This is a genomic window from Stenotrophomonas sp. Sm10, from assembly GCF_030985515.1.
Classification (GTDB): domain Bacteria; phylum Pseudomonadota; class Gammaproteobacteria; order Xanthomonadales; family Xanthomonadaceae; genus Stenotrophomonas; species Stenotrophomonas hibiscicola.
In genome coordinates this window covers 100,301-115,110 of record NZ_JAPTFO010000002.1, presented here as the reverse complement: position 1 = coordinate 115,110, position 14,810 = coordinate 100,301, and the positions used below count along the sequence as shown (strand labels likewise).

The 14,810-nt window shown below is 67.7% G+C and carries 17 protein-coding genes; 11 read left to right on the top strand and 6 right to left on the bottom strand.

Annotation, left to right across the window (positions count from 1 at the left end):
• Positions 1 to 112 precede the first annotated feature (112 nt).
• The 6 genes from O0J15_RS01115 (at position 113) to O0J15_RS01090 (ending at position 4,946) form a co-directional block, all read left to right on the top strand.
• Positions 113 to 544 (top strand): pyridoxamine 5'-phosphate oxidase family protein, encoded by a 432-nt coding sequence (locus O0J15_RS01115; RefSeq protein WP_026346954.1) that lies wholly within the window; start codon positions 113 to 115, stop codon positions 542 to 544.
• Between the two features lie 97 nt (positions 545 to 641).
• Positions 642 to 1,226: a hypothetical protein gene (locus tag O0J15_RS01110; protein WP_308304950.1), complete on the top strand. Its 585-nt coding sequence runs from the start codon at positions 642 to 644 to the stop codon at positions 1,224 to 1,226.
• Between the two features lie 184 nt (positions 1,227 to 1,410).
• Positions 1,411 to 1,878, top strand: a complete 468-nt coding sequence (locus O0J15_RS01105; RefSeq protein WP_057496322.1) for a DUF2975 domain-containing protein — start codon at positions 1,411 to 1,413, stop codon at positions 1,876 to 1,878.
• Positions 1,878 to 2,102, top strand: coding sequence for a helix-turn-helix transcriptional regulator (locus O0J15_RS01100; protein ID WP_019659355.1), 225 nt, complete (start codon positions 1,878 to 1,880; stop codon positions 2,100 to 2,102). Before O0J15_RS01105 ends, O0J15_RS01100 begins: the two co-directional genes overlap by 1 nt.
• Before the next feature lie 43 nt (positions 2,103 to 2,145).
• Positions 2,146 to 3,687, top strand: a complete 1,542-nt coding sequence (locus tag O0J15_RS01095) for a TerC family protein (protein ID WP_308304949.1) — start codon at positions 2,146 to 2,148, stop codon at positions 3,685 to 3,687.
• Between the two features lie 122 nt (positions 3,688 to 3,809).
• Positions 3,810 to 4,946: a metallophosphoesterase gene (locus tag O0J15_RS01090; protein ID WP_180876145.1), complete on the top strand. Its 1,137-nt coding sequence runs from the start codon at positions 3,810 to 3,812 to the stop codon at positions 4,944 to 4,946.
• 136 nt (positions 4,947 to 5,082) lie between these two features.
• Here O0J15_RS01090 and O0J15_RS01085 read toward each other — a convergent pair whose 3' ends face one another.
• The 5 genes from O0J15_RS01085 to O0J15_RS01065 form a co-directional block, all read right to left on the bottom strand.
• On the bottom strand, positions 5,083 to 5,721 hold the full coding sequence (locus O0J15_RS01085) for a ferric reductase-like transmembrane domain-containing protein (protein ID WP_111098249.1): 639 nt from the start codon (positions 5,719 to 5,721) through the stop codon (positions 5,083 to 5,085).
• A 14-nt stretch (positions 5,722 to 5,735) separates the two neighbouring features.
• Positions 5,736 to 6,506 carry a putative DNA-binding domain-containing protein gene (locus tag O0J15_RS01080; protein WP_308304948.1) on the bottom strand — a complete coding sequence of 257 codons (771 nt, stop codon included), beginning with the start codon at positions 6,504 to 6,506 and terminating at the stop codon, positions 5,736 to 5,738.
• Positions 6,499 to 7,344 carry a DUF692 domain-containing protein gene (locus tag O0J15_RS01075; RefSeq protein ID WP_019659350.1) on the bottom strand — a complete coding sequence of 282 codons (846 nt, stop codon included), beginning with the start codon at positions 7,342 to 7,344 and terminating at the stop codon, positions 6,499 to 6,501. The genes O0J15_RS01080 and O0J15_RS01075 overlap by 8 nt, the downstream gene beginning before the upstream one ends.
• 54 nt (positions 7,345 to 7,398) lie before the next feature.
• The gene (locus tag O0J15_RS01070; protein WP_308304947.1) at positions 7,399 to 7,875 is read right to left on the bottom strand and encodes an EF-hand domain-containing protein; all 477 of its coding nucleotides are present in this window, start codon (positions 7,873 to 7,875) and stop codon (positions 7,399 to 7,401) included.
• A 95-nt stretch (positions 7,876 to 7,970) separates the two neighbouring features.
• Positions 7,971 to 8,615 (bottom strand): DoxX family protein, encoded by a 645-nt coding sequence (locus O0J15_RS01065; protein WP_180876141.1) that lies wholly within the window; start codon positions 8,613 to 8,615, stop codon positions 7,971 to 7,973.
• A 342-nt stretch (positions 8,616 to 8,957) separates the two neighbouring features.
• On the opposite strand from O0J15_RS01065, the gene O0J15_RS01060 reads away from it, so the two are divergent.
• The 5 genes from O0J15_RS01060 to O0J15_RS01040 all read left to right on the top strand — a co-directional run bounded on the left by O0J15_RS01060 (position 8,958) and on the right by O0J15_RS01040 (position 13,847).
• Positions 8,958 to 9,746, top strand: a complete 789-nt coding sequence (locus tag O0J15_RS01060; protein ID WP_180876139.1) for an alpha/beta fold hydrolase — start codon at positions 8,958 to 8,960, stop codon at positions 9,744 to 9,746.
• A 3-nt stretch (positions 9,747 to 9,749) separates the two neighbouring features.
• A complete protein-coding gene (locus O0J15_RS01055) occupies positions 9,750 to 10,295 on the top strand; it encodes a redoxin family protein (RefSeq protein ID WP_308304946.1) in 546 nt (181 codons plus the stop codon).
• A gap of 57 nt (positions 10,296 to 10,352) precedes the next feature.
• Entirely contained in the window at positions 10,353 to 11,093 is a 741-nt protein-coding gene (locus O0J15_RS01050) for a response regulator transcription factor (protein ID WP_308304945.1), read from the top strand.
• Complete coding sequence (locus tag O0J15_RS01045; protein ID WP_308304944.1) at positions 11,090 to 12,403, top strand: HAMP domain-containing sensor histidine kinase; 1,314 nt, start codon at positions 11,090 to 11,092, stop codon at positions 12,401 to 12,403. The genes O0J15_RS01050 and O0J15_RS01045 overlap by 4 nt, the downstream gene beginning before the upstream one ends.
• 184 nt (positions 12,404 to 12,587) lie before the next feature.
• Complete coding sequence (locus tag O0J15_RS01040; RefSeq protein ID WP_308304943.1) at positions 12,588 to 13,847, top strand: MFS transporter; 1,260 nt, start codon at positions 12,588 to 12,590, stop codon at positions 13,845 to 13,847.
• Between the two features lie 4 nt (positions 13,848 to 13,851).
• Here O0J15_RS01040 and O0J15_RS01035 read toward each other — a convergent pair whose 3' ends face one another.
• Positions 13,852 to 14,799, bottom strand: coding sequence for a nucleoside hydrolase (locus O0J15_RS01035; RefSeq protein WP_308304942.1), 948 nt, complete (start codon positions 14,797 to 14,799; stop codon positions 13,852 to 13,854).
• Positions 14,800 to 14,810: the final 11 nt, after the last annotated feature.

Sequence of the window (14,810 nt, the reverse complement as noted above, 5' to 3'; positions counted from 1 at the left end):
CACGCGCCACGCGCCCTATCTCGTTTTCTGTGAAGAAGTCGCCATGGACCTTCCACGCTTCGGTCACCGCTCTGCGCAGACGCTGGGATTCCACTTGATGAAGGACGACACCATGACCCAGCTCACCCTGCCCGAACTGGCCAGGAAGATGGCCGACATCGATTTCACCATGCTGCAGACCCGCGCCGGCGGAGAAATTGCCGGTCGTCCGATGAGCAACAACGGTGACGTGGACTACGACGGTGACAGCTGGTTCTTCACCACGGAAGACACCGACATGGTGCACGAGATTGAGGCTGACCCCGCCGTTGCGCTGGGTTTTTCCGGCAGCAAGTCGCTGCTGGGCAAGCCGCCGTTGTTCGTGCACGTGCAGGGAAGGGCGGCGCTGGTGCGCGATCGCGCTGTGATGCGCGAGCACTGGGTGAAGGATCTTGAGCGCTGGTTCGAGCAGGGCGTGGATACACCGGGGCTGGTGCTGATTCACGTGCGCGCCAGCCGCATCCACTATTGGGATGGCGAGGACCAGGGCGAAATGGCCGTCTGACCCGGCAGCGGGAGGCTGCTGGCGGCCATCGCGGCCATTGCGCGGCGCGCCAGGCCTTTGCCATCCTCCCCGCTGTTTTCCGTAGCGTGGAATCCCGATGCGTCCTGCGTTCTTCTGGCTGGCTTTGGCCCTGCTGCCCACACTGGTGGTGGCGCAACCCGCGCGTGCGCCCAAGGCCAAGGCCCCGGCGCAGGATCCCTTCAGCGAGCTGTTCGATACCGCCTGCATGCAGCACATCGGGGCCCCGGCGCGGTTGCAGTCGCTGATGGAATCCAATGGGCTGTCGCCGCTGCAGCCGGCCGAAGCCGCCACGCTGTTGCAGGGGCAATCGGGCGTGGCGTGGATGGTGCCGCTGGCCAGTGGCCGCTATGCGGTGAGCTGGGCTGACGATGGAACGTGTACGGTCTACGCCGAGAAGGCCGACGCGGCGGTGGTGCAGAAGGGGTTTGCCCGGTTGGTGCAGGCCGCACCGAAGCCGTTGCAGGTACGGTCGCTGCCAGGGCGTGGGCCACTGTCGGCCGATCAGGTGGCCATCCAGTACGGCTGGGCTACGCCGGGGCAGGGCAAACTGCAGGTGCGCTTCCGCCTGGTCACGCGGCAGGCGGCCGAAGCCGGGGTGCAGGCCATGGCCTCGGCCGCCCCTGGCGAAGCGATGCAGGCACTGGGCGCACCTGGGCCCTGACAGGGGCGACGCTCGCGATTCAGCCTTTCACGCGGCATGTGATATATCGTTTATCGATAAATCCACCCCGGGGCGGCGAGGCCACCCCAATGCCGGAGGCCGCTTGACCGCTCGTCCCGCCCGCGCCAGCCTCGCGCGAGGCTTGTTCACCTTGGCCCAGGCCGCCGTACAGGCCGTCCGGGCGATGTGCTGGCTGGGCATCCTGGCCGCACTGCTGGCCGTGCCACTGGTCGCCCACGACCGCCGCTGGCTGCTCGACAGCGTGCACGATGCCGCTGCTGCGGCCGCGCATGGGAACGATCTGTTCCTGCATTTCTGCCTCGGCCTGGGCGCGATCGTCGCGCTGCTGGTGCTGTGCCTGCTGTTCCTGCGGCACCTGCTGCGGCTGTTGAAGTCGGCTGCGCGCGAGCGGCCGTTCACCCACGCCAACGCACAGCGCCTGCAGCGCATGGCCTGGCTGATGCTGGCGATGGAGCTGCTGTCGATCCTGATCGGCGCCTACGCGGCCTGGATGGGCCCGGATTTCACCTGGATGGAGGTCGGCGGTGGCATGTCGATCACTGGCTTGGTGGCCGTGCTGATGCTGTTCGTGCTGGCGCGCGTGTTCGCCGTGGGCGCAGCGATGCGCGATGACCTCGACGGTGTCATCTGATGGCAATCGTCATTACCCTGGACCGCATGCTGCAGGAAAGGGGCATGACCCTGTCCGAGCTGGCCGGGCGCATCGACATCACCCTGGCCAACCTGTCGATCCTGAAGACCGGCAAGGCGCGCGCCATCCGCTTTTCCACCCTTGATGCGATCTGCCGCGAGCTGCAGTGCACGCCCGGTGACCTGCTCGGGCACGACCCGGCGCAGGCACATGACGCTGACTGAGCGGTCGCTCTTTTCCCTTATCTACTGACGAAACGGACCTGAAATGGAATGGTTGGCTGACCCCTCGATCTGGATGGGCCTTGCAACCCTGGTCGTGCTGGAGATCGTTCTCGGCATCGACAACCTGGTGTTCATCGCGATCCTTGCCGACAAGCTGCCGCCGCACCAGCGTGACCGCGCGCGGGTGATCGGCCTGGCGCTGGCCTTGCTGATGCGGCTGGTGCTGTTGGCCGCACTGGCCTGGATCATGAAACTGACCGCGCCGCTGCTGACGCTGTTCGACCACAGCTTTTCCGGGCGTGACCTGATCCTGCTTGGCGGTGGCCTGTTCCTGCTGTTCAAGGGCACCATGGAACTGCACGAACGGCTGGAAGGCCGCGAACACCACGAGGACGGCAAGAAGGTCTACGCCAGCTTCGCAATGGTGGTGGCGCAGATCGTGGTGCTCGACGCGGTGTTCTCGCTGGACTCGGTGATCACCGCGGTCGGCATGGTCGACAACCTGGGTGTGATGTATGCGGCCGTGACGATCGCCATGGCGCTGATGCTGCTGGCCAGCAAGCCGCTGACCCGCTTCGTCAACAAGCATCCCACCGTGGTGGTGCTGTGCCTGGGCTTCCTGCTGATGATCGGCTTCAGCCTGGTGGCCGAAGGACTGGGCTACAAGATCCCCAAGGGCTACCTGTACGCGGCGATCGCCTTCTCGATCCTGGTCGAGGCGTTCAACCAGTGGGTGCGTTTCAACCGCGAGCGCAACGAGCGCCGCCTGCCGTTCCGCCAGCGCACCGCCGATGCCGTGCTGCGCATGCTGGGCGCGCGCCCGGCCAATGGTCACGACGATGAAGGGGGGGACGGGCAGGTGGACACTGCAGAGCGCCTGCAGCCGGCCGAACACGAGATGATCCGCAGCGTGCTGGGCCTGGCCGATCGCCCGGTGTCGAGCGTGATGACGGTGCGTGCCGACGTGCAGTGGATCGACCTGGCGCGTGGGCAGGAGGATGTGGTGGCACGCCTGGTGGCGTCGCCGCACACCCGCCTGCTGGTGGGTGAGGGTGACCTGGACAGCCTGCGTGGCGTGGTGCAGAGCCGCGACCTGCTGGCCGACCTGCTGCAGGGCAGGCCGCTGCAGTTGGAGGGCAACCTGCGCGAGCCGCTGTACGTGCTGTCCAGTGCCAGCGCGCTGCAGGCGCTGGAACTGATCCGCCAGCACCCGGTGCCGTTGGCGGTGGCGGTGGACGAGTACGGCAGCGTGGAAGGCCTGGTGACCGCCAACGACCTGCTGGCGGCCATTGCCGGTGACCTGGTCGATACCCAGGACGAGCGCTATGGCGTGGTCGCGCAGGGCGAGGACCAATGGGAGGCCGACGGTGCGCTGACTCTGGACGACCTGCAGCGGCTGGCCGGCGTATCGCTGCCGCGCAGTGCCGACTACATGACCATCTCCGGGCTGGTGCTGGAGCAGTTGGGTCGGCTGCCGGACATCGGCGATGTGGTGGAGGTGGCGGGTGTGCGCATCACCGTGCTGGCGATGGAGAAGCGCCGCATCGCCCGCCTGCGGGTGCAGCGCCTCGACGGAATGGCCTGACCCACCTGTTGATGTAGAGCCGAGCCCATGCTCGGCTGCATGTTGAGAAGCCGAGCATGGGCTCGGCGCTACACAACGCCGCCCGCAGCCGTCACCATGGCGGCCCCCACTTTCCCTCCCGGATGGTTGCAGTGCTGAGTACGATCGGTTTGTTGATGGGCCTGTATGTGGCCTGGCGCCTGTTCTGGCCACTGCGCATGCCCCCCTGGCAGAAGGTCGTGCTGTCGCTGCTGCTGGTGGGCGTAGCCGTGCAGCTGCGTATCGTCGCCACGTTCTGGGGCACGATGGCCTCGCCCGAGATTCCGAAACTGGCCATCGCCACGCTGGCTACCGGCTCCACGGCGGTGTTGCTGTTGGCGTTGCTGATGCTGGCGATGGATGCGGGCCTGCTCGCGTCCCGCCTGCTGCGCTGGCCACGTGCGGTAGCCGCATTGCGCACGCGGCGCTTGCGGCCGGCGGCCGGCGTGCTGGCGCTGCTGGTCAGTGGTTATGGTGTCAGCCAGGGCATGGCGGTGCCTCATGCCCGGCAGATCGAGGTGAGCATTGCCGGGCTGCCAGCGGCGTTCGACGGCTATCGCGTGCTGCAGCTGACCGACATCCATGCCAGCCGTCTGCTGACCGGCGACTGGGTGCGTAGAGTGGTGGCCGAGAGCAACGCGCTGAAGCCGGACCTGATCGTGATCACCGGCGATCTGATCGATGGCAGCGTCGAGGCCCGTCGCGACGACGCGCGTCCGTTGGCCGATCTGCAGGCGCCGGACGGCGTCATTGCCATCACCGGCAACCACGAGTACTACGCGCAGTACCAGGCATGGATGCAGGCGTTCCGCGCGCTGCACATGCAGGTGCTGGAGAACAGCCACCTGCAGGTGCGACGCGGTGATGCGGCGCTGACCATCGCTGGTGTCACCGACCCGGTGGCGGCGCGTTATGGCCTGCCGCTGCCGGATCTGGACGCCGCCTTGGCCGGCGCCGATCCCACCGCGCCCGTGATCCTGCTCGATCACCGCCCGCGTAATGCACGCTCGGCAGCAGCGCGCGGCGTCAAACTGCAGCTGTCCGGGCATACCCACGGCGGGCAGATCATCGGCATGGACCAATTGGTGAAGCGGGCCAATGGTGGCTTCGTCTCCGGCCGCTACGACGTGGATGGGATGACCCTGTACGTGAGCAATGGCGCTGGCCTGTGGGCCGGATTCCCCGCGCGCATCGGGGTGTCCTCGGAAATCACCCTGATCACGCTGCGCCGCGCCCCGTGACCTGAAGTGGGGCATATCCCCTTTCCGCAGGGAATTCGCTGCCTATCGTGCTGGGATCCCTCTGTAGAGCCGAGTCCATGCTCGGCTGAGCCAGGGGCAGCCGAGCATGGGCTCGGCTCTACAGGTAACCGCCTCCTCAAGAACTCCGCAGCGGTGGCCGCGCATGCGCATTGCGCCGCAGCGACTGCGCCCGCTTGGCGATCGCACGCACCACGACAGCGGTGAAGAGCAACGCGGAGGGTACCGCGTACCAGAAGTTGCCGGGCACGCGCTTGAAGTACGAATAGGTGAACACTGCGGCGATGATCCACATGCCGGTCACGTGCAGGCGACGCCACACGGTGGGGCCCATGCGGCGGGCGATGCCACGATGCGAGGTGATGGCCAGGGCGAGGATGGCTACATAGCCGATCGTGCCCGGCAGGTTGGCCAGGGCCGAGCGTGCCGGCCAGAACGCGGGGTTGAGGATGCCGAAGGCGGTGATCGCCACCGCATGCAGCAGGTGCGAGAACGCGAATGACAGGCCGATGATGCGCCGCTCGCGCAACATGTGCTGGGTGAACGGGCCGGGCAGCAGGCTGGCGAACGACGATGCGGTGAACGCGGCCAGGAACAGCAGGAACGACGTGCGTGCAGTGACCCGGATCGCCGCGCGGCTGCCCTCGACCACGTCGGGCTGCAGGGTGAACGCCGCCAGTGCGACGGCGATCAGGACCACAGCCATGGTCACGAAAAGGCGCCAGCCGTGCAGGAAGGAAGTGTTGGAAGCAGCCATGATCAAACCTCGAATCAGACAGGGGTAGTGCCGGCCGCTGGCCGGCAGTCGCAGAACCCGGCCAGCGTGACCAGCACGCCGGCCGCGCATAGTTCGCCCAGCAAGGGCGTGGCCACCACGCGCAGTTCGTCGGCGGCCACGCCATGCGCATCGGCCAGTGCGTTCAGCGCGTCATCCACGTGGGTACCGTCATCAGCGAAGGCCGACAGCAGCGCATACGCCAGTGGTGCCAGTTCCTCGACCTGCAGCTGGTAGTCCGCCAGGCGGCGCAGCAGCAGAAGCGTCGGCTCGCTGGCGGCGGCATCGTCCAGCGCGGCGTCCTCATGCACCGGCCACCGGTAGCCCAATACCCGCACCAGCGGCGACAGCGCCAGCACATCGCTGCCCGCCGGCATGGACTGCAATGAATGCCCGGCATCACGTGCCTCGATGTGCAGCGTCTGCTGCATGCTTTCGTAGTGCGCCAGTTCCGCCGCCCAGCCGGGCAGCGCGAACGCATACTGCACAGCCAGCCACGCAGCGAACTCGCTTGCGATCTGCGGGAACAACGGGGTCTGGCAGACGTGATGTGCGTAGTAGTGCTCGACCAGACCGCGCCAGCGCGCTTCGCCCAGCTGTTCCAGCAGTCGCGGCAGGCTGCCTGCCAAAAGGGTGTCCAGGCTGTCGATGCACAGGCGGCGGTAGACCGCCATCCGCCGTGCCTCGACGCCATCGGGCGCAGGCATCGACGGGTCCCGTACATGATCGGCCCAGCGCCGTTGCACGATGGCCAGCGACTCAGCCATGGGCCACCTCCTGCCAACGTGCCTCAACCTGCGCCTGGCGGATGTGCGCAACCTCGGCCAGCAACTCCGCCAGCGGCGGAAAGTTGAAGTCGCGTTCGAGCAGCGTGGGGCGCACGCCCAACCGCGCATAGGCCTCGCGCAGGAGCGCCCAGACCACGCCTTTCACCGGCGCCCCATGGGTATCGATCTTGAAGCCGTCGTCTTCATCGAAGTGGCCCGCTACGTGCAGCGAGGCGACACGGTGGGACGGCACGCGAGCCAGGAATTCGAAGGCGTCGTAACCGTTGTTGCAGGCATTGACGAAGACGTTGTTGACGTCCAGCAGGAGGTCGCAGTCGGCTTCGGCGAGCACGGCGTTGATGAAGTCGATCTCGCTCATGTCCGCGCCGGCAACGGCGTAGTAGGAAATGTTCTCCACGGCGATGCGTCGGCCCAGCATGTCCTGCACCTGGGCGATACGGCCGGCGACATGGTGAACGGCCTCGGCGGTGAACGGCAGTGGCAGCAGGTCGTAGACATGGCCACCGGCGGCGCAGTAGCTCAGGTGTTCGCTGTACAGCTGCACCTGGTGCAGGTCGAGGAAGGCACGGGTCTGTGCCAGCAGGGTGCGATCCAGTGGATCAGGACCGCCCAGCGACAGCGACAGGCCGTGGCAGGTCAAGGGGTGGCGCTCGCTGAGTTGGCGCAGCGCGTCGCCGTGTGCACCGCCGACGCCGATCCAGTTGTCGGGGGAGACTTCGAGGAAGTCGATGGCACCGGCCGGCATGGCCAGCAGTTCGTCGATCAGGCCACGGCGCAGGCCAAGACCGGCGGCATGGGTGGGCAGGGGCAGGGACATGGCGGATGCTCCACAGAGAGCGCCGCCTTGAAGGCGGCGCCGGGTGAACGTCGATCAATCGGCAACGCGGGAGAACAGGCCCTTCGGCATCGGCTTGCCGTTGGCGGTGTAGACGCTGCGCAGATAGTCGTGCGCTTCCTGCTCGCTGATGTAACCGTCGTGGTCGGTGTCGATGCGGTCGAACTCGGCGGCACGCTTGGCGGCCACAGCGTTGAATTCGGCACGCGAGACCTTGCCGTCGTGGTCGCGATCAGTGCGGGCAAACGAGGCGTCGCCGCACTTGCCTTCGCCACACTGGCCCTCGGCCACCTTGGCCTTGCCGGCGGGCTTGCCGGTGGTGGCCTTGTTGGCCCCGCACTTGCCTTCACCGCACTTGCCTTCGGCGGCGGCGCTCATGGCCGCCGCGCTGATCGCCAGCGGCTGGATCGCCGCGGCCTGGCCGGCCAGCAGCAGGCCACCGGCCAGGGCGATGCCGATGGCACCGATGCGCGGCAGGCGGGAGGAAGAGGTGTTCTTGGTCGAGATGGACATGGTGGTGACTCCTTGGGAAAGCACGCGGGGCGTGCGGGATGGACGCCGCCGAAGAGGCGACGGAAAGCGAAACGCGCGGGAACAGGGGAGTCGGCTCAGGCGGCGCGGCGACAGCGCAGCAGATGGCCCAGCAGCAGCACACCGCCGAGCAGGGCACCGCCGAAGCCGATGCCGGGCAACAGCGCGGCAACCGGCAGCAGCAGGGCGATCAGGCTGACGCCCCAACCCAGGCCGTCATTGCCTGCCGTGGCACGGCCGGGGCCGGCCAGCAGCCGGTCCACGCTGAGTGCGCCACCGCCGTTGAGGATCAGTGGCAGCAGCATGGCCAGGAACAGCAACGGCAGCTTGAAGTTGCCGTAGCCCTGGTCGGTGATCGCATAGCCCTGCCAGAGTTGACCCAGGCCGTTCCATTGGTCGGGCCAGTGCACGGCGGCGATGGCAACGATGGTGAGTACCCAGAACACGTAGGCCACCGAGCGCGTGGCCAGGCCGAGCAGCAGCATCACTGCACCCACCAGTTCCAGCCACGTGGCCAGCTGCCAGTTCAGCGACGCGGGCAGTGTGGAGAACGGGAACGGGAAGCGGCCTTCCAAGTCGGCGAACCAGTTCTGGCCGCCCAGCTTCTCGCGGCCGGATTCAAAGAACTCCCAGGCCAGCAGGGTGCGCAGCGCCAACGGCGAGAGCCAGCGGCCGACGGCGTCCAGGCGGGGCGTATACACGGAAGAAGCGGTGCTGATCATGGTGGTGTCCTGCGGGCCAGTGGTCGATGGAAGCCATTCCAGGCGGCGCAGGTATCGGCAACGTGTGCCGTTGCCCGGGGTTTTGTCAGCGACTGTGGCCGCGGCCGGGGTTTCGTACAGTCAGATACAAAGACGATGCGCTGATGCGCATCGGGGCGTTGCGCGCCCGCGTGCGGGCAGCGATATCCACCCGAAAGCGCCCGGCCAGGACCGGCGCGCGAATGTATCCCACTGTAGAATCCCGCCTGCGCCCTACAGTCCGGTACAACTCCGCGCTGCGGAGAAACAGCGCCGATACACCGGCAGGCGGAAATGGCCACTCCCAACTCCGGAGTGCCCCCCATGATCCGTACCTGCTTGCTGGCCGCCGCTCTCGCCCTCGCCGCCGCCCCTGCCTTCGCTGCCCAGGCCGATACCGTTGCACCGCCCACCGTCATCCTGGTGCACGGCGCGTTCGCTGATGGCTCCAGCTGGAGCAAGGTCATCAGCACCCTGCATGACTGGAAGCTGCAGGCGGTGGCCGTGCAGAATCCGCTCACCTCGTTGGCCGACGACGTCGCCGCCACCCGTCGTGCGATTGCCGCTGCGCCTGGCAAGGTGGTGCTGGTCGGCCACAGCTGGGGTGGCACGGTCATCACCGAAGCGGGCAATGACCCGAAGGTGCAGGCGTTGGTGTACGTGGCCGCGTTCGCACCGGATGCAGGACAGTCTTCGGCGCAACAGGGCGAGGGTTTCCCGGTTGGCCCGGGCCTGGCCCGACTGCAGGAAAGGGATGGCTACCTGACGTTGCCGGCTGATGCCGTCGCCCAGGACTTCGCCCCGGACGTGATGAAGAAGTCGGCCGCACTGCTGTACAGCACGCAGGTCCCGTTGAAGGCCAGCGCGCTGGGCGAAGTAGTGAACGTTGCGGCGTGGCGCAGCAAGCCGAGCTGGTACGTGCTCAGCCGCGATGACCGCATGCTGTCGCCGCAGCTGCAGGCCGCCACCGCCAAGCGCATCGGTGCACAGCTGCAATCGATCGGCAGCAGCCATGTGTCGCTGCTTTCGCATCCGGCGCAGGTGGCCGACAGCATCCTGGAAGCGGCGGGAGTGAAGCCGGCCGAATTGCCGCTGGCCGAGCAGGGGGGCTGAACGATGGCCGCCCTGCGTGTGTATGCGCTGCCGTTGCTGCTGAGCCTGCTGGGTGGGGCTGCGCTACTGATGGCCTGGCCCAGCCCGGAGGCCGACGCGCAGCCGGCACAGGCCGTTCCTGCTGCCGGGTTCGACGGTGGCGGGCCCTGGCACAACAGCCCACCGCTCACACTGAAGCAGTTGCGGGGGCAGGTGGTGCTGGTCGAGTTCTGGACCTACACCTGCAGCAACTGCCTCAACGTGGCGCCGTATGTTCACCGGTGGCATGCACGCTACGCGCCGCAGGGTCTGAGGGTGATCGGCGTGCATACGCCGGAGTTTGCCCATGAAGGGCTGCCCGGCAACGTGCGCAAGGCCATCGCACGGTTGGACATCACCTGGCCGGTGGTGCAGGACAACCAATTCCGGATCTGGAACGCCTGGCGCAACCGCTTCTGGCCCGCACTGTACCTGCTCGACCGGCAGGGGCGGGTGGTCTACCGCCATTACGGCGAGGGCGACTACGCACGTACCGAAAGCGAGATCCAGCGCCTGCTGGCCAGCCCCTGAGCCGCGCTACCATGGCCGCGCAGCGCGGCCCTGACCTCCGTCTTCATCGAGAACGCAATGAACCATGTACCGCACATCCTGGTCGTCGACGATGACAGCGACATCCGCCAGATGCTGGCCGACTACCTCCAGCGCAACGGCCTGCGCGTGAGCCAGGCCGACGGTGGCCGGGCCATGCGGGCGCTGATGGATACCCATGCCGTGGATCTGGTGGTGCTGGACGTGATGATGCCGGGCGAGGACGGGCTGAGCCTGTGCCGCAACCTGCGCGCCGGCAAGCATCGGGCGGTACCGGTGGTGCTGCTGACCGCGCGCGACGACGAGACCGACCGCATCATCGGCCTTGAAATGGGCGCCGACGACTACGTGACCAAGCCCTTTTCTTCGCGCGAGCTACTGGCACGCATCAATGCGGTGATCCGTCGCACGCAGATGCTGCCGCCGAACCTGCAGGTGAGCGAAGCCGGCCGCCAGTTGGCCTTCGGCGAGTGGCGCCTGGATACCACCGCCCGCCACCTGCTGGATGCACAGGGCACCGCGTATCCGCTCAGCGGCGCCGAGTTCCGCCTGTTGCGCGTGTTCCTCGATCACGCCAATCGGGTGCTCAGCCGCGACCAGCTGCTCAGCCTCACCCAGGGCCGTGATGCCGAACTGTTTGATCGCTCGATCGACCTGCTGGTCAGCCGCGTGCGCCAGCGCCTGGGTGATGACGCGCGCGAGCCGACCTACATCAAGACCGTGCGCAGCGAAGGGTATGTGTTCAGCCTGCCGGTGCAATTGCTGGGGCCGGACGAATGAACACCGCCGCACGTCGTCCACGCTGGCCGCGCACGCTGTCGGCGCGTCTGCTGCTGGTGCTGCTGGGCGGACTGGCCCTGGCCCACGCACTGTCCTTCGGCCTGCTGTTCTTCGAACGCTACCAGTCCACCCGCAGCATGATGCTGCGCAACCTCGACGAGGATGTGGCAGTGAGCGTCGCGCTGCTGGAACATTTGCCTGCGGAGCAGCGTGAGGCCTGGGTGCCGCGGCTGGAGCGGCGCACCTACCGCTATCTGCTGCGCCCGGCCGCGGCCGGACCAGGGCTGCAGACCGATCGTGCGCGCCAGGTCACGGCGATCATCGACGACAGCCTGCAGCACCGCTATCCGTTGCAGGCGCGCCAGGTGGCTCGCCTGCCGGAGCGGTTCGAGGTGGAACTGCGCCTGCACGACGGCACACCCTTGACCATTGAAGTCACCCCGTCGGGCCTGCCGCTGGCGCGTTGGTTGCCCGCCGTGCTGCTGCTGCAGCTGGCGCTGCTGCTGGTGTGCGCGTGGCTGGCAGTGCGTCTGGCCATGCGCCCGCTGCAGCAGTTGTCGCATGCGGTGGAGCATCTGCAGCCGGGCAAGGACGGGCCTGCACTGCCTGAAGATGGCCCTGCGGAAGTAGGCGGCGCAGCAGCCGCACTCAATGCCCTGCAGACACGCATTCGTGGCCATGTCAGTGAACGCCTGCAGATCCTGGCCGCGATCTCGCATGACCTGCAGACCCCCATCACGCGCATGAAGCTTCGGGTGGAGACCCTGCCTGAAGACAGCACCCAGCAGCGCCTGCTGGCCGACCTCGATCACCTTGGGCAGCTGGTGCGTGAGGGCGTGGCCTATGCGCGCAGCAGCCACGTTGCCGCTGGCGCGCCGGTGTCGATGGACCTGGGCGCGTTCCTCGCCAGTGTGGTCGGCGACTACGAGGACATGGGCAAGCCGGTCACTGGCGGTGCGCCCGCTGGACTGGTCGTGCAGACCTGGCCGCAGCCGCTGCGCCGCGTGGTCGGCAATCTGGTCGACAACGCATTGCGCTACGCCGGCGCCGCCGAGATCGAGGCGGGCCGCGATACGGCCGGAAGGGTGTGGATCAGCATTTCCGACCGTGGCCCCGGCATTCCCGAGGACCAGCTGCAGGCAGTGCTGGCACCGTTCCACCGGCTGGAGAGCTCGCGCAACCGCGATACCGGAGGGACCGGTCTGGGACTGGCCATCGCGGTGCAGCTGGCGCAGTCGCTGGGTGGTTCGCTGAGGTTGCACAACCGCGAGGGTGGCGGGCTGCGGGCGGAACTGCAGCTGCCGGGCTGAGTTGCCCGGCCTTGTGTTCCAGCAAGGATGCTTCTGCTTCGGCCTTGGCGGTGAGCGCTTCACCGGTCATGAAACCCAGTGCATGCACGCAGTCGACAGCCGATGACCGGCATTTCACCCCGTCCATGCCACGCTGCGCGGAACCTGCCCAACCGGGACCGAGGCTGTTGAAGGCGAACACGCAATGACTGCGGCGCGGCAGCGCTCGATGTGGGTGGCGGGCCTGTCCACGGTGGTGGAGTGGTACGACTTCACCCTGTACCTGTACTTCGCCACGGTGCTGTCGCGGGTGTTCTTCGGCGGTGGCGACCAGGCGTTGCTGGTGACCTTGGCTGGCTTCGCGGTGTCCTACCTGATCCGTCCGCTGGGCGCGCTGTGCTTCGGCCACCTGGGCGACCGCCTGGGCCGGCGCTGGATGCTGCTGGCTTCGATGGCGTTGATGGCAGCGGCGATGCTGGCCACTGCACTGCTGCCGACAGCGGCCACGGCCGGTACGACGGCTGGCGTGCTGCTGCTGATCCTGCGCTGCGTGATGGCGTTTTCGGTGGGCGGTGAGTACACCGGGGTGGTGGCGTACCTGCTGGAAAGCGCACCGGCGCGACGACGTGGCCTGGTGACCTCGCTGGCCTCGGCCGCCAGCGAAGTGGGCGCCCTGCTGGCGGTAGCGATCTCTGCACTTACCGTCGCGCTGCTGCCCACACCGCAGCTGGACAGCTGGGGCTGGCGGATTCCGTTCTTCGTTGGGGCTGCGCTCGCGCTGGTGATCCTGGTTGCGCGTTCGGGCATGCACGAGTCGCCGGAGTTCGAGCGCCAGCGGCGCGAGGGCAGCATCCCGGCCACGCCACTTCGGCACGTGCTGCGCCACCACCCGCTGGCGGTGGCGCGCACCTTTGCGATCTCCGCCTTGGGCTCGATCACCTACTACGTGGGCATCACCTATGTACCGGCGTTCCTGCACGCACGGGGGCATGATGAAGGCGATGCGCTGTGGTTGTCGACGATCGCGGCGGTGGCGGTCATTGCGATCACGCCGCTGTGCGGCGCGTTGTCCGACCGCTTGGGACGGCGGCCGATGCTGTTGGGTTTGACCGTGCTGGCAGCGCTGCTGCCGCTGTCCCTGTTCGCGTGGATGGCGCAGGCGACCGCACTGGGCATCGCGCTGGCGGCGGTAGTGCTGGCCTGCGTGGCCGGTGGCATCAGCGCGGTGGCGGCGCCGGCCACGGCCGAGCAGTTCCCCGGCGAAGGCAGGGTCAGCGGGCTGGCACTGGGGGTAACCATGGCCACTGCATTCTTCGGTGGCGCAACGCCGTGGCTGGCGCAATGGTGGGTGGAACGCAGCGGCTGGGCGGCGGCACCGGGCGCGATGATCGCGCTGGTGGCAGTGCTGGTGCTTCCGGTGCTGTGGACCCTGCCCGAGACCGTCCCAGGCAGGGCCAGACGCTAGCCGATCAGACCTTCAGGGTCTGCTCGATGTCGGCCAGCACCGCGGCCGCATCCACGCCGATGGCAATCGACTGCACCACGTGGCCGTCCCACACGCTCGGGCCGAAGGCCAGGCCTTCCGGCTTGGGAATGGTCATGCCGCGGGCAACGCCGTCGGTGGCCACGCGCACGCTGGCGCGCTCGAACTGGAACAGCTCCGGGCGGGTCAGCGCGATGCACGCGCAGCAGTCGTGCACGACCATGCCCTTGTGGCCGGCCTGCAGGTAGAAGTCGACGTAGTCCTGTGACAGTGCACGGACCAGCTCGGCGTCGGCACCGCCGATGGCGGCCAGCGTGTCCAGGCCGTCACGGTCCATTTCCACGCAGGTGGTGACGTCCAGGCCGATGGCGGTCACCGGCCAGCTGGCGGTGAACACCACGTCGGCCGCTTCGGCATCGCCCCAGATATTGGCCTCCGCAGCCGGGGTGATGTTGCCGTTGACGTGGAAGGCGCCACCCATGATCACCACGCCGCGTACCAGGCCGGCGATATCCGGCGCCTGCTGCAGGGCCAGCGCGAGGTTGGTCATGCGGCCGACCGCGACCAGGGTCACTTCGCCCGGATGGGCGCGGACCAGGTCGATGATCAGCTGGTGGGCGGGGCGGGTGTCGGCGGCCACGTCCAGTTCGGCCGGCACCGGGTAGTTGCCCAGTCCGTTGTGGCCATGGATGTGGACCGGCCAGGCTTCCGGGGTGGCTTCCGGCTGCAGCGGGCCACCGGCGCCGCGCGCGACCGGGGCGGCAAAGCCCCAGGCCTGCTTCAGGTACAGCGCGTTGTGCGTGGTTGAGTCCACCGAGGCATTGCCGAAGGTGGTGGTGACGCCGATCAGATCGATCTGGGCGTGCTTGTGCAGGTACAGCAGGGCCAAGGCGTCGTCGACGCCCGGGTCGGTATCGAAAATGACTTTCAGCATGTTCTTGTTCT